A 16,916-nucleotide genomic window follows, 5' to 3' on the forward strand; every position below is an offset into this window, starting at 1 on the left:
TTTAACTAAAGAAATTTACTTCACAAAGTTAGATTTGTGATAAAAGGCAGATTGCAAGCTGTTCTTTTTTATGCAATTCTTAAGAAGTTAATTACGTAAATTAGCTTTCAAAATATATTAAAATGGAAAACAAACAAACATTTAAAAGTGCAGTTTCGGGGCTTTCTTTTGAGGAGAAAGAGAAAATTTGGGGTAAAGATATACACGATCCTATTTTGGGGTTAATAAAAAAGGAATACCCAGATTTCAGTACAGAAGACTGCATTTCTGTAAATGAACTAAATCTTTACCGTCAAAAATATATTTCAAATTACCTTTCTACTGAAATCGGAGCGCTTTCTGCGATGGAGAAAAATGTTATTTCTTCATTAAAAGAAGATAAATCGATTGTTAGTATTGTTGAAGACGAAGAAGAAATTAGAAGTTTAGGACAAAAAGTAGCCGATAAAGTAGCCGATTTTGGAGGAAGCTGGACTTTTATCATTTCTTTTGTGGTTTTTATTACGCTATGGATTGGCGCAAATGTTTATATTTTCTTGAATAAAGGCTTTGATCCGTATCCGTTTATTCTCTTAAACTTAATTCTTTCCTGTGTTGCCGCTTTGCAGGCACCTGTTATTATGATGAGTCAAAATCGTCAAGAAGAGAAAGATCGCAATCGTGCTAAAAAAGATTATATGATCAATCTGAAATCGGAATTGGAGATTAGATTAATTCATGATAAAATTGATCATTTGATTATGCATCAGCAGCAAGAATTAATCGAAATTCAGAAAGTTCAAATCGAGATGATGAATGATATTTTGAATCAGATTAAGAAATAAGAAAGCAAAAAGCTCAGAAATAAAAGTGTTTGAAATAATATCCGCCGAGCATAAAAATGAAATTTACGATAGCAACGTTCCAAATGATTTTTTTGTAATTTCTGGATTTATCCAAGAAATGAAATGCTGCAAAAACGAATAATAAAAGGCAGGTAAAAATGGCTGGATACATTTTAAAAGCGGCCAAAAATTCGCCTTGAAAAAGTAAGAATAAAGAGCGCTGAAATCCACATCCTAAACAGTCATAACCAAAGACAGTTTTGAACAGGCAAGGGATCATATATTTCTCTAAACTCATGGCAGATCTTTTTGCAATTTTACTAAAAAAATATGACAAACGTTTCGAGCAGTATAGGAGTAGTACTTGAAAGTTTCCTATTTTTGAAATCTTAAAATGTAGAAAGGATGAAAACTTTTAAAATTATAATAATGATTCTTGCTATTTCGGTTGCGTTTTACGAGCAGGTTTCAGAAGAAAAAAACATCTATATCATGATTGCTGCAATTGTGGTTTTTATGTTTGGAATGATGCAATTGAGCGCAAAAACGCCAAGTAAAAATAACGATAAAGAGGAGTAGGATGCTTGCAAAAGGAGATAAGGTTTCTGTACTGGACGAAGCCATAAACGGAACGGTAGTTTCGGTTAAAAATAACGAAGTTTTGATTGAAACTGACGATGGATTTGTGATGACATTTTTAGTCAACGAATTGCTTAAGATTCAAGATACCAGTAATTTAATGAATTCTATTAAAAGAATAGATTTAGATGAAGTTTCAAAAGAAAAAACAGAGCCAAAACCACGAAGTTTTGTCAAAGAAAAGAAAGATAAACGTGATGTGGGCGTTCCAGAATTTGATTTGCACATCGAAAAATTGGTTCCAAATAAACGCGGAATGTCGAACTATGATATTTTAACTTTACAAACGGAAACTGCAAAAAGACATATCGAATTTGCGATTAGAAATCGCATTCCGAAAATTGTTTTTATTCATGGTGTGGGTGAAGGAATTTTGAAAGCTGAGCTTGACTTTTTACTTGGCCGTTATGACGGAATTGACTTTCAGGATGCCAATTATCAAAAATATGGTCTAGGAGCTACTGAAGTTTATATAAGACAAAACAATAAATAAGAAAGCTTTTTTTGAAGTAAAAAAGCATAATTGTAAAGCATAAAAAAACGTCTGTTTTTTGTCCTGATTTAGTTTTAAAATCATTTCAAAAAACAGACGTTTTTTTTGTAAGAATTATTCGAGCGACATTCTATCTAGAAATCTATGTCTTTAGTTGGTTTCAGCTCGTTCAATTTTTCCAAGAAGGAAACTGCTTCCAAGTTTAAAGTGGCTATTTCCTTTTTGTAGAATTACATTTTTAAGTACAATTGTGTGCTCATAAACTTGTCCGGTTAAAGTAGTGGTTACTTCAATAATTCCGCTCTGATTTGCTACACCAAGTTTACCTGTCCATGTTTCGTCGATTACAGGAGAAGCTGGCTGTACTTTAGCGCAAACAAAAGCTGGAGTGATAGATCCCGTTTCTGCTTTTGCAGTTCTGTAAAAGATTTTATTTTGAGTAGCAGTTATCAAACTTGTTCTTGGCTTCCCGCTAGGCGTAGGGTCATTAACAAGCAATGTTGGATCGATATCATCAATTGACAAATAGAACGAATTGTTATAATTATAGACTCTGCTAGCTTCATCACACTCATAAGCTAAACCATTTGGATTTGTTTTAAAAGTTAAATTGGCTGGTGTTACAGTTGTTGTATATAATCCAAACTCAAACGTAGGTTCTGTTTGCTTTCCTGCAGGTTTTTGAAATGATATATTTTTAAAAATAATGCTGTGGGTATATCCTGTAACTCTTGAACCATCGTCAGTGGTATTTGGTTTTTCGTTTTGAGTAGTTGAAATTTCAATTGTACCGTCTACACCAAGCCATTCTTCAGTTACTTTTGGTGTGCTTGGCGGTATTAAACCGCAAATATTATCTTTTGTTACTGCTCCATCATAAGCTCTATAGACAACACGATAAGTACTGCTATTGATAGTATAAGTGTAAGTTGAAGAATCATTAACAATTGCTCCATTTGGCATTTGCAATAAAAGCGCTTCCTGATTTTTTAGCTTGTAAATCAAGGTATTAGTAGTAGGGTCGCAGGCTTGAGATTCCTCAATATCCGAAAAGTCTATTTTGTCTACAGTTAAATCTCCATCATCACATCCATTCAAGAAAAGTGCAAATAATAGGAGGGCAGCATATTTTTTCATCGTAAAATTTATTTGTGTCAAAAATAGTGAAAAAATTGCCAAATGATATTTAAGATTTGACAATTGATATTTCTTAACTTTGCAGTAATGAAAAAAGTATACCTAGATAATGCCTCAACAACTGCAATGCGTCCTGAAGTAATTCAGGAAATGACTAAAATAATGCTTGAAGATTACGGAAATCCGTCGTCTACACACAGTTTTGGGCGAAATGCTAAAACAATATTAGAGCTTTCGAGAAAGAGTATTGCAAAACATTTAAACTGTACTGCTCAAGAAATAATTTTTACATCTGGAGGTACTGAAGCCAACAACTGGATTCTGCGCTCTTCTGTTGAAGATTTGAAGGTAGAGAGAATTATTACTTCAAAAATTGAACACCATGCTGTTTTGCATACTGTTTGGGCGCTTCAAGAAGAATATAATATTCAGGTTGACTACGTTAATGTAAATGCAGACGGAAGTTTGGATTTAACGCATTTATCCAATTTATTGGCCGAAGAAAAAAAGACTTTGGTGAGTTTAATGCATGTAAATAACGAAACTGGAACTATTTTAGATCTAGATCGCGTAAGTTTGATTTGCAAACAATATAATGCTCTGTTTCATTCAGACACAGTTCAGTCGATAGGGAAAACTGAAATCGATTTGCAAAAGACTCCTATTGATTTTATTTTGGCTAGTGCGCATAAGTTTCATGGGCCAAAAGGTATCGGATTTGCTTTTATTCGAAAAAATTCTGGTCTACAACCGTTGTTTTTTGGTGGAGAACAAGAAAAAGGTCTTCGCGCAGGAACTGAGGCCGTGCATCAAATTGCTGGTATGGCAAAAGCTTTATCTATTTCGTATGCAAAACTAGAAGAAGAGAGAGCTTATATTTTAGGTTTGAAAAATTATCTGATAGAGCAATTTGAAATTCATTTTCCTAATTTTAGAATCAACGGAAAAAAAGACGATTTCTATAATCTCATCAATGTCATTTTACCTTTTTCATCAGATAAAACTTCGATGTTGCTTTTTAGTTTGGATATGAAAGGGATTGCAGTTTCTAGAGGAAGCGCTTGCCAGTCTGGAAGTATAAAACCTTCTCATGTATTAAACGAAATGCTTTCGGAGACTGATTTAAAATTGCCAAATCTCCGAATTTCATTTAGTCATTATAATACAAAAGAAGATATCGATTGGCTGGTTGAGAGTTTGAAAACGGTCTAAGCTACTAAGGTTCTGAGATTCTAAGTTTTTAAACGCGGAGTGCGCTAAGTAATTGCGCAAAATCCGTTAAGATTCTTTTAAAACCATTAAAATGAAAAAGTTCGCAAAGTTTATTTTGATAAAGCTTTGCGAACTTTTTTATACTCTATTTAGATTCTCAATAAAAGCTATTTGCGGATAACTTTTACTTGAGAATCGTTTGTTAATTTGATTATTGTAGAAGATTTTCCGTTTATTTTGTCTTGATTTAATTTTACTACGTAATCAACGCCATTAATAATCTCTGGGCTAATATCCTTAAAAGCAATTGGCGTAGGTTGTCCTGAAATATTTGCAGAGGTCGAAACCAATGGTTTTTTCATTCTTTCCATCAATTTATAGCAAAAAGGCTCTTTTACCAGTCTTACCCCAAGAGATTTGTCGGCAGCAATAATATTTGAAGCAACGTTTCTGGCGTCATCAAGAATTAAAGTAGTTGGTTTGTCTGATAGCTCCCAGATTTGCCAAGCAACTTCGGGAATGTTTTTAAATACGTTATACATCATCTTTTCGCCATTCATTAAAACAATCATGCTTTGTGTTTCTGCGCGCTGTTTTAATTTATATATTTTAGCAACAGCTTCAGCATTTGTAGCATCACAGCCAATTCCCCAAACAGTATCTGTCGGATATAAGATTATGCCACCGTTTTTAATTACTTCGTATGCGTTGATGATTTCCTCGTTCATTTTACAAATTATATTTTAAGATTACAAAGTTATAAATTTTACTTGTAATTGTTTTTTATAGTATTTGTAAATAGAAAATCTATTGTGTTTTGAAGTCGTTTTGTAAAAGCTAGATGTTTATGATTTTACAGAAGAAGATTTTAATTTTACTTTCGCTAATTCCATCAATGGATGTTCGATGTACTTAAATGTCAATTGGCTAATAAAAATTAACGGAAAAACGGATAAGGCAATAACAGACCAAAATTCATTATCAGTCATTTTTTTTGCTTCTTCAAATCCGATAACAAAATAGAAAATGACAAATAACAAAATGCCATGCAATAAGTAAATGCTATAGGTTATTTGTCCAAATTTTCTTGAAAAGGCACTTGATAAAATTCCAAAAAAGCTATTTCCGGAAGCAATTATTATAAATACAATTGAAGTGATAATGATTGGGATTGGTCTTCTTCCGCTATCGAAAAAATAAACCGAGCACACAAGTAAAGAAATAGCAAGAAAAGTATATTTTTTTTGCTTTAAAACAGTTCCAAAAATATTTTTTTTGATTACCAAAGCCGCAATAATACCTCCAAGAAATGGAAAGAAATGTCTTAAAGAAGAACCATTAATAATCATTATTAGAGCCGCTACTACAGTAAAAGATAAAATGATTTTATAGTTTACTTTAATCTTGAAAAATAATGCAATAAGAGGCAATAAAAAGTAGAAAACCCATTCGTACGGCAGCGTCCAAGTGATGCCGGCATTTAACAAAAAACTATCTTCTAGTCCGTTGATATTTAATCCTTTTTTTACATTGAAAAATATCCATGACAGTATGGTCACAATATTTTCTGAGAATGGAACTTTTGACTTAAAATTCGTTAGATAACCAGCAATAAAAAATATAATGCCAACAGAAAAAAGATACATCGGGAAAAGTCTGTATAAACGAGCACTGATATATGCGGACCAGTTAATTTCTTTGTTTTTGCTATTTATTAATTTTAGAGTAAAAAGAAAAGCAGTAATTACAAAGAAAAAAGCAACTGTTGTTTGTCCAAAATGGTTAAATAGATTTGAAATAGGTTCATTCCATTCGCCACTTTGAAGAAAAAATCTCCAGATATAACTATGATGCAGGAAAACAAAAAATGCTAGATAACCTCTTAAGCCATCTATTTCTGGATAGCGAACATCAAGTACCTCTATTTTTACTAATTTATTTGTTAGCAGTACAGAAAAAATTAAAGCAAACGTTATGAGGATTGAATAAATACTAAAAGTTAATATCATTTTTTGAGGAAACAATTTTTTGTTGTGGTGTTTTTAATTAATTTTTTAAACTTTTGCAAACATACTAAACGAGTTTTGAATGCAAAAATTTTACGGTTAAAATTATCTTAAATAAATTGAATCCTACACGTTTGACTTTTAAAATCAAAAAGTTATAATGTGTTGTCTTTTAGAATTACATGATTTGTCCAACCTTTTAGAGTGTACTTTTCTAGAATTGAATCTGGTATTTTTTCATACTCATTTTCGAAAAATTCCATTGGTATAATTGGATTCTTTTCGTCAATTATTAAAATATTGTTAGGATTATAAAAATCGTAATTTTTAATATCGACATTTGTGGTTATAAGTTTTTTTTCTAGACCCAAACTTTCAAAAACTCTAAAAGTAAGTCCGCTTTGGCCAATTCGATTAATGTCCAAAAGTACTTTCGAACGATTAATATAATCATTTACTTCACTTAAAGGCATGTGACTTTTTATATAAGTAATATTTTCGTCATTGTCTTTTTGTTTTTTATCGTAAATGATAAATTTAAATTTTGAATTCTGAGAAGCTAAATTGGCAGCAATTCTTTTTAATATTGGAAGCCTTTTGTCAATTGAGCTGATATTGAAAACGTCATATTCAAATTGATTTTCATTTGTTGCGTTTTCTGAATTGTAAATCCAATTTGAGGCAAATTTTAAATTGAAATTTGCACAATCTTCTTTTTCAAAAGAAAAAACATCATCAAAGCAATGAAGAACTCGTTTGATTTTGGGACAGCGATATGTATTGTCATTAAAGAATCCGATAGATTTTTTCGTGTATTTTTTAAATTCTAAAATACTTTCAGGAGTTATAAAGTCACCTTTTATGGTCAAAATAACATCTTGAGTTTGGCTATTCTTTTTTAATTCATTGATAATTTCTTTTCCGTAATGCTGATGCTTCAAATTCGTTTTGAAAAATGCTTTTAATATAACATTGTACACTTTATGAAATACAGAAGGGTATTTGTATTTAAAAGCATTGAAGTCGATATGGCGAACTGTGTGTCCTTGTTTTTCTAAGTCTACGGCTATATGTTTGTTAAGTCCCCAGTTGTCTAAACTTATAAGAGTGATATACATTATCTTCGAAATAGTTTTTATTAGTTGGTAAAACTAGCTAAATTTGCGGAAACAATTTTTATGATTTTAAGATTAAATCGCGGATATGAAAAATTTGAAAATATTCTTCTTGAATATATTCGTTTTTTTAATACAAAAGGAGAAGACTTTGTAATTGGCCAGCGCAATCAGATAAAGCTTTTTGATTTAGACGATAAAAAAATAAACATAAAATCGTTTAAAGTTCCGCACTTTATTAATAAAATCGCCTACAAATACTTCAGAAAATCAAAAGCTAAACGTTCTTTTGAGTTTGCAAATAAATTGTTGGAATTGGGTGTTGGAACTCCAAAACCTATTGCGTTTGCTGAATTTTCTTCAATAATAGGTTTAGAAAAAAGCTTTTATGTAAGCGAACAGCTTGAATGTGATCTTACCTATAGAGAATTGGTAGAAATTCCTGATTTTCCAGACCGCGACAATATTTTGAGACAGTTTACTAAATTTAGCTTCGATCTTCACGAAAAAGGCATTGAATTTTTAGATCATTCGCCAGGAAATACTTTAATAAAAAAGAACGCAAGCGGAAATTATGATTTCTTTCTGGTGGATTTGAACAGAATGGAATTTCATAATGAAATGACTTTTGAAATGCGTATGAAAAACTTATGCCGCTTAACTCCGTTAAAAGAAATGGTGGCGACGATGAGTAACGAATATGCTAAATTTTATCTTAAACAGCCTGAAGAGAAGATTTTCGAAACTCTATGGAAAGATACTTCAGATTTTCAAGAGAAGTTCTATAGAAAAAAACGCCTGAAAAAGAAGCTTAAATTCTGGAAGAAATAAGCTTTCTTAATTCTTTGTAGCGAATATAAACGCTGTAAGCATTCAAATAACATATTGTAAAGCCTTTTTGTCCGTCCAGAAAACCAAAACGGATAATAAGTTGGTATAAAAAAGTGTATAAAGGATGGAACAACTGCATTAATAAATATGGTTTTATCCCTTTTACAAATTTTTCGTTGGCTTTAAGAATTCCGTAATTGTACATTTTCGATTTGTAATCTTCATAAGAAGAGTACGAAAAATGTATGAGTTTGTGTTTTAAAGTAGAAATTGATCCGTTTACAATTAACTTTTCGTGAACAGTTCTTTCTGAATCGTATCGACATTTCGATTTATCAAAAAGCCTGAAAATCTTATCAGTCTGCCAGCCACTGAAATTTAATCTATTGTTTTTAAACATAAAAATGCGATAGATAAAATAAGCGCTTGCAGCATTTTGGGAATTAATTTCAGTAACGATTTCAGATTTTAATTCGGGTGTTAATCTTTCGTCGGCATCAATAAATAAAACCCATGAGTTTCGAGCTTGATCCAACGCAAAATTTCGCTGAGAAGTATAATCAATAAATGCATTCTGAATTAATTTTACATTGTTAAAAGACTCAACAATGCTTACTGTTTTATCAGTGCTAAAAGAATCAACAACAATTATTTCATCAGCAAAATCAATATCTTCAAGAAGCGATTTTATGTGCTGTTCTTCATTAAGCGTAATAATCAATACTGATAATTTTTGCCCTTCACTATTCATGCTGATCCTTTACTTTTCAATTTTTATATTCTTGAAAATAAGTCTCTAATTTTTTCAGCATAAGTTCTAATGGATACTCAGCATAATATTCAAAAGTATGTTCTTTTATATATTGCTCTGTATGTTTCTCGTAGATTTCAGGTTTTAAGTCTTTTAAATGAACAGATACATTTTTTGCTTCATTCTCAAACAGCTGCCAAGTTTCTTTTCTAACAGAAGGAGTAAAGATCGAGAAAGTTGGAATTTCAAGTGCTTTTGCCATATTTACAGCGCCGCCTTCGTTTCCAATAAGCATTTCGCATTGAGAAAGTATTGCCAAAAACTGACGTAAATCTGTAGCGTACAAATCGAAGATAATATGCTTTTTTGTTTCGTCAGAACAATGATTATAAACCTCCAAAGCTTGCTCTTTCTGGTTCGGAATATAATTAAAAAGAATAGTAGCGTTTGTTTTGGCTACTGTAAAATCGATAATTTTTGCCATTCCGTCTAGCGGATATGTTTTGTAGTGCTCGCTTCCTAAAATTCCAAACATAATTAGCGGTTTTTCAGGATCTATATTGTAGCTGTTTAAAATATTTTTTGCTTCTGCAATTTCAGATTCTTTTAAATAAATCTTTGGTTTTACATTGGTTATCTTTTCTGTGAAAAAAGGCTTAAGAAGCAATAATCTGTTTTCGATTGCTAAACCATATTCTGATTTTATGGCATCAAAACGCTCATAACTGTAGTTGTAAAAAATGTTAGAATACCATTTATGATAGGAAACTTTAAATTTTGCTCCAGAAAAAAACGTAATCAAATTCGTTCCCAATTTGCTGTATACATCGATTACCGCATCATATTTTTTTCTTCGAATTTCAAAAATGAATTTAATGAAGCCAAAAGTAGATTTTCTGATTTTATTAGTTACTGGAATAATGTTATCAATATTCGGATTTTCTGTAAGAACATCAATCGAATTAGGATAACACATATAGGCAATTGTAGAATCTGGGAACTTGGCTTTTAAGTTGTTGCAGATAATTGTGCTTGTTAAGACGTCTCCGATTCTTTTTTGCTGAATAACTAATATTCTCATTTGGTTTTTATGTTCAATTTGAAAGCTAAAGTACAAACTATTTTGTGAAGTGAACAAGTGATGGCGGTAATAAGATTAAACTAAATTAAAAAGTCATATTTTTGTGCTCAACAAATTAAAATTGACAATGGGAATTAGCGGTTTGGTTATTACTTTCAATGAAGAGAAAAACATTGGAAAATGTATAGATGCCTTATTTAAAGTTTGTGATGAAGTTATTATTGTAGACTCTTTTAGTAAAGATCGTACAGTAGAAATAGCTAAAGAAAAAGGAGCACAGGTTATTCAGCAAGTATTTTTAGGAGATGGACCGCAGCGTACGCACGGATTGCCTTTTTGTAAAAATGACTGGATTTTAAATCTGGATGCAGACGAATTTTTAGATAAGGATGCAGAGGAATTTATTCTGGAGAAAAAATATCTAGAAGGAAACTATGATGCTTTAAGTTTTAGAGTAAAAAACTTTCTGGCAGATAAATTAATAGATTTTTCTGGATGGTATCCAGATCATAAAGTTCGTTTCTTTAATAAACAAACAGCTCATCCTTCAGATTCTAAAGTACATCAGAAAATTGTTGCTCAAAATGAGAAAAAGGTTGCAGTGCATATTTTACATTATGGATGGGATTCTTTTGATCAGATTATTGCAAAAAAGAACCAATATTCAGGATGGCATGCCCAACAATTATTTGATCAAGGAAAAAGAATAAATGCGTTTAAGCCTGTTTTGAACGGAACAGTAGCCTTTATCCGTTGCTATTTCTTTAAAAAAGGAATTTTTAACGGTCTTGATGGATTGACAATTGCAATGATTCAGGCCTTTTTTTCTTATATGAAATATGCTAAGCTTATAAAACTTCAAAAAAGGAAGTGACAAAAAAAATCCAAATTCCAATAATAAAATGGAATTTGGATTTTTAATATTAAGATCTTTTAAAACCTATACCGCAACATCGTATTCGCGAAGTGCATTGTTTAAAGAAGTTTTTAAATCTGTAGATGGTTTACGAGTTCCGATAATTAAGGCACAAGGAACTTGAAATTCGCCAGCAGCAAATTTCTTAGTGTAGCTTCCAGGAATAACCACAGAACGAGCTGGTACATAACCTTTCATTTCAACTGGCTCATCACCTGTAACATCGATAATTTTTGTAGATGCTGTTAAGCATACGTTAGCTCCAAGAACTGCTTCTTTTCCAACATGAACACCTTCAACAACGATACAACGAGAACCAATAAAAGCGCCATCTTCGATAATAACTGGAGCAGCTTGCAATGGCTCAAGAACACCACCAATACCAACACCACCACTTAAGTGTACGTTTTTACCAATTTGAGCACAGCTTCCTACAGTTGCCCAAGTATCAACCATTGTTCCTTCGTCTACATAAGCTCCAATGTTTACGTAACTTGGCATTAAGATTACACCGCTTGAAATGTAAGCACCGTAACGAGCTACAGCGTTTGGTACTACACGAATTCCTTTTTCAGCATAATTTCTCTTTAGCAACATTTTATCGTGGTATTCAAAAATACCAGATTCCCATGTTTCCATTTTTTGAATCGGGAAATACATTACAACTGCTTTTTTAACCCATTCGTTTACCTGCCATTTGTCACCAACTGGTTCAGCAACACGTAATTTCCCTGCGTCTACCAATTCGATTACTTCTCTAATGGCGTCAGTAGTTGTAGTTTCTTGCAATAAAGCTCTGTTTTCCCAAGCTTGTTCAATTATAGTCTGTAAAGAATTCATACGTTTAATTTTTTGGCAAAGATACAGTATTTGTAGAAATGCAAAAAAGCAAAACGGTTTGAAAATGTTACATATTTAACTTTTTGTTTCTTATTTGTAAAATCAGAAAAGCTGTATATGTTTTTAATTAATACCGTTACCGCTAAAAGTTTTTTTTATATCAAAATATGACAAAAGTCAGGATTTGTACTTTTTCTTCGCTTTAATTTCGCAGTGTTGATCAACATTCCATTCCATAAATAATCATATAAGCAGTAAAATATGAATCAAGAAAATCACCTTCAAAACAGAGTAATCATTGACAAAGAAGTAAGCTGGGATAAAACTCAGGTTATTATGAGTAAAACAAACGCATACGGAATTATAGAATACGCCAACGAAGTATTTGTAGACGTTTGTGGTTACGAAGATTATGAATTAATGGGCCAGCCTCATAATATCATACGCCACCCGGATATGCCAAAAGTTATTTTTAAAGTGCTTTGGGAGAATCTTAAAAACGGGAAAAACTTTCATGCTATTGTAAAAAACCTTGCAAAGTCTGGAAGATACTATTGGGTAATTACAGATTTTGAAATTGCCCGCGACGAAAACGATGTTATTGTAAATTATTTCGGAAGAAGACAGGCTGTACCGCAAGAAGTAATTGCGATGCATATTGAGCCTTTGTACAAAAAGTTGTTGCAGATTGAAGCAGCAAGTGGAGTAGAATTTAGCGAAAAGTACTTAATTGGTTTCTTAGAAGAGAAAAAGAGAACTTACGTTGAATATATTAAGGAGTTGATTTACGAACATGAAAAATCGCAATCTAAGTTTGCTAATTACTCAGAAGAAGAGGATGCAGGAGAAGAGGAAGAACACAGAGGTTTTTTCGGCCGATTGTTCGGAAGATAAATTGAGTTATTTTTTAGGTTTGAATATTTGGATAAAAATCCGTCTTGAAATATTTTCAAGGCGGATTTTTTATTTATCAATTATTAATTATTAATCAAAACTTAGTTGATTGTCTATTACTCGATTGTTGAAAGATTGAATGTAACCTTTTAAAAAACGTTCAAGCTCGTTTGCTTTTGGTTTATTCGTTTCAATTAAATTATGTTTCAATAAAGTATCTTTTTTCCAATTGTATAAACCGATAGTACGATTGTTTGCAAAAGCAAGATAATAGTCATCGACAATGCAGTGGTAAGTGTCTTGAAGGTAATAAACCGCAAAATTTTGTTGAGATTTGAAGCTTTTTCCAAAAGATATTATTTCTGCTTTTATATTTAAGTAATCAAGTATGCTAGGCATAATATCGATTTGTTGAAAGTTCTTCTCATCAGCAACATTGAAACTTGGATTTGAAGGATCAAAGAACAATATTGGAATTCTAAATTTACCAACATTTGTCTTATCTGCTTCTGAAGTTCCGCTAGAAGATGTATGGTCGGCTGTTATTACAAAAAGAGTATTGTTGTACCACTTTTCTTTTTTGGCACTTTTGAAAAATTTTCGAAGCGCAAAATCTGTATAGGCAATACTTTCTTGGATTTCTGTATTTCCTTTTGGGAATTTACCTTTATACTTTTCAGGAATTATGTAAGGATTGTGTGATGAAATCGTGAATATAGAACTAAAGAAAGGCTGTTTGAAAGAAGTAAGTTTTGCAGCGAAAAATTGTAAAAACTCTTCATCAAAAATCCCCCATTTTCCATCAAATGCTGGACTTCCTACATATTGGTCTTTACCATAATATTCATCAAAACCTGCCACTTTACAATATTGATCAAAATTTTGACTTCCGTTAAAAGCGCCGTGAAAAAAAGAAGTATTATAACCTTCCTTTTTCAAGATTTGCGGAAGACTTTTTGTTTTGTTTAAAGCATAACCTGAGGTTATAAAAGAATTATTCATTAAACTAGGAATGCTTGATATAGTTGATGGAACCGCATCGATAGACACTTTTCCGTTAGCAAATCCGTTTTTAAAATAATGAGCTTTTGTAATTAACGAATCTAAAAAAGGAGTTTGACCACAATGAATGTTTTCGTTTCCAAAACTTTCTAGAATAATTACAACTACATTTTTTTTATCAGCAGGAAGTTTAGGGTTTATAGAAAGAACAGGATTATAGATTGATTTTAATTCAGAATCGCTATAATAATGAACTTTTTCAAGTTCTTTTTTCTTAAAAGCGGTTTTTAGAATAGTGAAAGGAGTATTTAAAACCAAAGCAGAGGTATTTAAATTTCCATATCGCATTCCGTCAACAATCTTAATAGGTTTTTTTTGTACACCTCCGCGTATCATTAATAGAACTACAAAAATTGAAATAACAGTATAAATGGCTTTTTGTACATAATCTCGTCTATTCAATTCTTTAGGCGTAATAGGGCTTTTTGCTTTAGGAAGTAGTTTCCATAAAACAAAACCTGTAATTATAAAGAGAATCGCGATATACCAAAACTCTTTTAAAAAAGAAGGAATTAATCGGATTACATCATGCTCCATTCCGTCTGCGGTAATCATTGCGTAGGTGCTTCTTCGGCCAGTAAAACGATAGTAAATAATATCAATAAAATTGGTTGCAATAAAAGCAAGATTAACTGCGTAAAATGATACAAGCAAAATCTTTTGGTATTTCGGACTGTATTTAAAATTACCAGGAAAAAGATGTGCAATTAAAAAAGGTATGTTGATATAAGCAACCGCAGCTAGATCAAAAAGCAAACCGCCAGAAAAAACTCTTATGCTTAAGTTATTAAATAATTCGAGATTGACGCAGTAAAAAAGAATTCTGCAGATTTGATAAACTGCAACAATTAGGATAAATCTATTTATAAATAAAATTAAATTCGTTTTGTAATTACTCATTTGTACTGATAGAATAAAAGCCTTGTTTTTTAGTAAAATTTTTTTTGCGCAAAAGTATTTTTTTTTAATGAAAATAAAAGTTTTTTTCTGACAAAAAAAAATATAAATTGCATTTTCTGGTTATTGTGGGAAAGGATAGGAAAAATATTTACCTTTGCTGAAAAAATAAAACATGCCAAGAATTCTTTCAATAGATTACGGACAAAAGCGTACAGGGATTGCTGTTACAGACGAAATGCAAATTATTGCTTCGGGTTTAACAACGATTCCAACACATACTTTGATCGACTTTCTGAAAGATTATTTTGCGAAAGAAAAAGTCGAAGCGGTTTTAATTGGCGAACCAAAACAAATGAACGGAATGCCTTCTGAGAGTGCTTCTGTGATTAATGGTTTTGCAACCCATTTTTCGAATATTTTTCCAGAGATGAAAGTGATTCGTGTCGATGAACGTTTTACTTCAAAAATGGCATTTCAAACCATGATCGACAGTGGTTTAAGTAAAAAGCAACGTCAGAATAAAGGATTAATAGACGAAATTTCTGCTACAATTATGCTTCAAGATTATCTTTCCGCAAAAAAATAACGCTGTTCGTCGTATTTTTTATTTATAATTTAAAGGTTTTTAGAAAATCCTAACTTTTATCATCTAAAAATTAGTTTTTTTTTGCAATTAAAAAAGTACCTTTGCACTTTAAATAAAAATACTGTTATGCCTGACGAAACCATACGTTCAAATAGTGATGTAGTACTCATTGGCGCTGGAATAATGAGTGCCACTCTTGGGGTAATTTTGAAAGAATTACAACCAGATATAAAAATTGAAATTTACGAAAGATTAGATGTTGCTGCTGCTGAAAGCTCTGATGCTTGGAATAATGCTGGAACAGGACACTCTGCCTTTTGCGAATTAAATTATACTCCAGAAAAGGCAGACGGAAGCATAGATCCTAAAAAAGCAATAAGCATTGCAGAATCGTTTGAGATTTCTCGCCAGTTTTGGTCTTACCTAGTGCAGCAAAATAAAGTGCCGTCTCCGGATAATTTTATTAAAAGCGTACCTCATATGAGTTTTGTGTGGGGAGATAAAAACGTAGATTATTTAAAAAAGAGATTCGAAGCGCTTCAAAGCAACCCAATCTTTGCCGATATGACTTTTAGCACCGATTTTGAACAACTTCAAAAATGGATGCCATTGGTAATGGAAGGCAGAAATGCTGATGAAAAATTGGCAGCAACACATATGGAAATTGGTACCGATGTTAACTTTGGTGCTTTAACAAGAAGTATGTTCAATTACTTAGAAAAATTAGACGGTGTTTCTTTGTATTTCAATCATGAAGTTAAAAAACTAAGACAGCGTGAAGATAAATCTTGGAGAATTAAAATTAAAGATTTGTCTACCGGAAACACTCGTAAAGCTTATACTAAATTTGTATTTATCGGTGCAGGAGGAGGTTCTCTTCCTTTATTAGAAAAAGCAAATGTGCCAGAAGGAAACGGATATGGGGGTTTTCCTGTAAGCGGACAATGGTTAAAATGTACAAATCCTGAGGTAATTGCTAAACATCAAGCAAAAGTTTATGGAAAAGCAAGTGTTGGAGCTCCTCCAATGTCTGTTCCTCATATCGATACTCGTGTAATTGACGGAGAGAAAGCACTTCTTTTTGGACCATTTGCAGGATTCTCGACTCGTTTCTTGAAAAATGGTTCTTATTTAGATTTGCCGTTATCTATTAAGTCTAACAATTTAATCCCGATGTTGGCCGCGGGATATCATAATATTCCATTAACGAAATATTTGATTGAGCAAGTTCGTCAGTCTCCAAAAGACAGAATGAAAGCTTTACGCGAATATCTGCCAACAGCACGTTCTAAAGATTGGAAATTGGAAAAAGCGGGACAACGTGTTCAGGTTATCAAAAAAGATGAAAAAGAAGGTGGGGTTTTAGAATTTGGTACTGAAGTAATTAATACGCACGACGGAAGTTTGGCAGTTTTATTAGGTGCTTCTCCAGGAGCTTCTACTGCTGTAGCAATTATGGTTGATTTGGTTAGCAGATGTTTTACGCATCAAATTAAAACACCAGAATGGCAAGCAAAATTAAAAACAATGATTCCTTCTTACGGTCAGACTTTAAATGATAAGCCAGAACTTTTAGAACAGCTTAGAAAACAAACTGCAGAAGTTTTAAAATTAAATTAAAGCTTCTCA

At 32.0% G+C, this 16,916-nt stretch carries 18 protein-coding genes; 9 read left to right on the top strand and 9 right to left on the bottom strand.

Annotated features, from left to right (window positions below; translation table 11 throughout):
• Positions 1-122: 122 nt before the first annotated feature.
• The gene (locus JC605_RS15865; protein ID WP_198857125.1) at positions 123-824 is read left to right on the top strand and encodes a DUF1003 domain-containing protein; all 702 of its coding nucleotides are present in this window, start codon (positions 123-125) and stop codon (positions 822-824) included.
• A gap of 13 nt (positions 825-837) precedes the next feature.
• Here JC605_RS15865 and JC605_RS15870 read toward each other — a convergent pair whose 3' ends face one another.
• Positions 838-1,122: a DUF2752 domain-containing protein gene (locus JC605_RS15870; RefSeq protein WP_198857126.1), complete on the bottom strand. Its 285-nt coding sequence runs from the start codon at positions 1,120-1,122 to the stop codon at positions 838-840.
• 107 nt (positions 1,123-1,229) lie between these two features.
• Here JC605_RS15870 and JC605_RS15875 point away from each other — a divergent pair, with 107 nt between their 5' ends.
• Positions 1,230-1,403, top strand: a complete 174-nt coding sequence (locus JC605_RS15875; protein ID WP_198857127.1) for a hypothetical protein — start codon at positions 1,230-1,232, stop codon at positions 1,401-1,403.
• Between the two features lies 1 nt (position 1,404).
• A complete protein-coding gene (locus tag JC605_RS15880; RefSeq protein ID WP_198857128.1) occupies positions 1,405-1,956 on the top strand; it encodes a Smr/MutS family protein in 552 nt (183 codons plus the stop codon).
• 150 nt (positions 1,957-2,106) lie between these two features.
• Here JC605_RS15880 and JC605_RS15885 read toward each other — a convergent pair whose 3' ends face one another.
• Positions 2,107-3,093 (bottom strand): hypothetical protein, encoded by a 987-nt coding sequence (locus JC605_RS15885; protein WP_198857129.1) that lies wholly within the window; start codon positions 3,091-3,093, stop codon positions 2,107-2,109.
• 87 nt (positions 3,094-3,180) lie between these two features.
• Here JC605_RS15885 and JC605_RS15890 point away from each other — a divergent pair, with 87 nt between their 5' ends.
• The gene (locus tag JC605_RS15890; protein WP_198857130.1) at positions 3,181-4,305 is read left to right on the top strand and encodes a cysteine desulfurase family protein; all 1,125 of its coding nucleotides are present in this window, start codon (positions 3,181-3,183) and stop codon (positions 4,303-4,305) included.
• A 167-nt stretch (positions 4,306-4,472) separates the two neighbouring features.
• Here the strand turns inward: JC605_RS15890 and JC605_RS15895 are convergent, their stop codons facing one another.
• The 3 genes from JC605_RS15895 to JC605_RS15905 all read right to left on the bottom strand — a co-directional run bounded on the left by JC605_RS15895 (position 4,473) and on the right by JC605_RS15905 (position 7,429).
• Positions 4,473-5,033 (bottom strand): L-threonylcarbamoyladenylate synthase, encoded by a 561-nt coding sequence (locus JC605_RS15895; RefSeq protein WP_198857131.1) that lies wholly within the window; start codon positions 5,031-5,033, stop codon positions 4,473-4,475.
• 117 nt (positions 5,034-5,150) lie between these two features.
• Positions 5,151-6,314, bottom strand: a complete 1,164-nt coding sequence (locus JC605_RS15900) for an acyltransferase (RefSeq protein WP_198857132.1) — start codon at positions 6,312-6,314, stop codon at positions 5,151-5,153.
• 152 nt (positions 6,315-6,466) lie between these two features.
• Entirely contained in the window at positions 6,467-7,429 is a 963-nt protein-coding gene (locus JC605_RS15905; RefSeq protein WP_198857133.1) for a hypothetical protein, read from the bottom strand.
• A gap of 60 nt (positions 7,430-7,489) precedes the next feature.
• Between JC605_RS15905 and JC605_RS15910 the strand changes: the two genes are divergently transcribed.
• Positions 7,490-8,257: a lipopolysaccharide kinase InaA family protein gene (locus tag JC605_RS15910; protein WP_198857134.1), complete on the top strand. Its 768-nt coding sequence runs from the start codon at positions 7,490-7,492 to the stop codon at positions 8,255-8,257.
• On the opposite strand, the gene JC605_RS15915 is transcribed toward JC605_RS15910, so the two are convergent.
• Together JC605_RS15915 and JC605_RS15920 are read right to left on the bottom strand one after the other, a co-directional pair.
• The gene (locus JC605_RS15915; protein ID WP_198857135.1) at positions 8,238-9,008 is read right to left on the bottom strand and encodes a glycosyltransferase family 2 protein; all 771 of its coding nucleotides are present in this window, start codon (positions 9,006-9,008) and stop codon (positions 8,238-8,240) included. The two genes, JC605_RS15910 and JC605_RS15915, sit on opposite strands and share 20 nt — an antisense overlap.
• Positions 9,009-9,024: 16 nt before the next feature.
• On the bottom strand, positions 9,025-10,089 hold the full coding sequence (locus JC605_RS15920; protein WP_198857136.1) for a glycosyltransferase family 9 protein: 1,065 nt from the start codon (positions 10,087-10,089) through the stop codon (positions 9,025-9,027).
• Between the two features lie 127 nt (positions 10,090-10,216).
• On the opposite strand from JC605_RS15920, the gene JC605_RS15925 reads away from it, so the two are divergent.
• Positions 10,217-10,963 (top strand): glycosyltransferase family 2 protein, encoded by a 747-nt coding sequence (locus JC605_RS15925; protein ID WP_198857235.1) that lies wholly within the window; start codon positions 10,217-10,219, stop codon positions 10,961-10,963.
• Between the two features lie 66 nt (positions 10,964-11,029).
• On the opposite strand, the gene JC605_RS15930 is transcribed toward JC605_RS15925, so the two are convergent.
• The gene (locus JC605_RS15930) at positions 11,030-11,845 is read right to left on the bottom strand and encodes a 2,3,4,5-tetrahydropyridine-2,6-dicarboxylate N-succinyltransferase (protein ID WP_177210156.1); all 816 of its coding nucleotides are present in this window, start codon (positions 11,843-11,845) and stop codon (positions 11,030-11,032) included.
• A gap of 261 nt (positions 11,846-12,106) precedes the next feature.
• Between JC605_RS15930 and JC605_RS15935 the strand changes: the two genes are divergently transcribed.
• On the top strand, positions 12,107-12,739 hold the full coding sequence (locus JC605_RS15935) for a PAS domain-containing protein (protein WP_198857137.1): 633 nt from the start codon (positions 12,107-12,109) through the stop codon (positions 12,737-12,739).
• Positions 12,740-12,829: 90 nt separating this feature from the next.
• Here JC605_RS15935 and JC605_RS15940 read toward each other — a convergent pair whose 3' ends face one another.
• Positions 12,830-14,701, bottom strand: a complete 1,872-nt coding sequence (locus JC605_RS15940) for an LTA synthase family protein (RefSeq protein WP_198857138.1) — start codon at positions 14,699-14,701, stop codon at positions 12,830-12,832.
• 172 nt (positions 14,702-14,873) lie between these two features.
• Between JC605_RS15940 and ruvX the strand changes: the two genes are divergently transcribed.
• Both ruvX and JC605_RS15950 read left to right on the top strand, forming a co-directional pair.
• Positions 14,874-15,287 carry a Holliday junction resolvase RuvX gene (gene ruvX / locus JC605_RS15945; RefSeq protein ID WP_198857139.1) on the top strand — a complete coding sequence of 138 codons (414 nt, stop codon included), beginning with the start codon at positions 14,874-14,876 and terminating at the stop codon, positions 15,285-15,287.
• A 126-nt stretch (positions 15,288-15,413) separates the two neighbouring features.
• Entirely contained in the window at positions 15,414-16,907 is a 1,494-nt protein-coding gene (locus tag JC605_RS15950; RefSeq protein WP_198857140.1) for a malate:quinone oxidoreductase, read from the top strand.
• Positions 16,908-16,916 lie beyond the last annotated feature (9 nt).

The organism is Flavobacterium sp. IB48, assembly GCF_016405855.1.
Taxonomy (GTDB): Bacteria; Bacteroidota; Bacteroidia; order Flavobacteriales; family Flavobacteriaceae; genus Flavobacterium; species Flavobacterium ginsengisoli.

Coding starts and splice junctions, on each gene's coding strand:
- JC605_RS15915 (WP_198857135.1), bottom strand. CDS start 9,008: ATGAATAGTGAAGGGCAAAAATTATCAGTATTGATTATTACGCTTAAT.
- JC605_RS15890 (WP_198857130.1), top strand. CDS start 3,181: ATGAAAAAAGTATACCTAGATAATGCCTCAACAACTGCAATGCGTCCT.
- JC605_RS15885 (WP_198857129.1), bottom strand. CDS start 3,093: ATGAAAAAATATGCTGCCCTCCTATTATTTGCACTTTTCTTGAATGGA.
- ruvX (WP_198857139.1), top strand. CDS start 14,874: ATGCCAAGAATTCTTTCAATAGATTACGGACAAAAGCGTACAGGGATT.
- JC605_RS15880 (WP_198857128.1), top strand. CDS start 1,405: ATGCTTGCAAAAGGAGATAAGGTTTCTGTACTGGACGAAGCCATAAAC.
- JC605_RS15865 (WP_198857125.1), top strand. CDS start 123: ATGGAAAACAAACAAACATTTAAAAGTGCAGTTTCGGGGCTTTCTTTT.
- JC605_RS15875 (WP_198857127.1), top strand. CDS start 1,230: ATGAAAACTTTTAAAATTATAATAATGATTCTTGCTATTTCGGTTGCG.
- JC605_RS15920 (WP_198857136.1), bottom strand. CDS start 10,089: ATGAGAATATTAGTTATTCAGCAAAAAAGAATCGGAGACGTCTTAACA.
- JC605_RS15905 (WP_198857133.1), bottom strand. CDS start 7,429: ATGTATATCACTCTTATAAGTTTAGACAACTGGGGACTTAACAAACAT.
- JC605_RS15895 (WP_198857131.1), bottom strand. CDS start 5,033: ATGAACGAGGAAATCATCAACGCATACGAAGTAATTAAAAACGGTGGC.
- JC605_RS15950 (WP_198857140.1), top strand. CDS start 15,414: ATGCCTGACGAAACCATACGTTCAAATAGTGATGTAGTACTCATTGGC.
- JC605_RS15935 (WP_198857137.1), top strand. CDS start 12,107: ATGAATCAAGAAAATCACCTTCAAAACAGAGTAATCATTGACAAAGAA.
- JC605_RS15910 (WP_198857134.1), top strand. CDS start 7,490: ATGATTTTAAGATTAAATCGCGGATATGAAAAATTTGAAAATATTCTT.
- JC605_RS15925 (WP_198857235.1), top strand. CDS start 10,217: ATGGGAATTAGCGGTTTGGTTATTACTTTCAATGAAGAGAAAAACATT.
- JC605_RS15940 (WP_198857138.1), bottom strand. CDS start 14,701: ATGAGTAATTACAAAACGAATTTAATTTTATTTATAAATAGATTTATC.
- JC605_RS15930 (WP_177210156.1), bottom strand. CDS start 11,845: ATGAATTCTTTACAGACTATAATTGAACAAGCTTGGGAAAACAGAGCT.
- JC605_RS15900 (WP_198857132.1), bottom strand. CDS start 6,314: ATGATATTAACTTTTAGTATTTATTCAATCCTCATAACGTTTGCTTTA.
- JC605_RS15870 (WP_198857126.1), bottom strand. CDS start 1,122: ATGAGTTTAGAGAAATATATGATCCCTTGCCTGTTCAAAACTGTCTTT.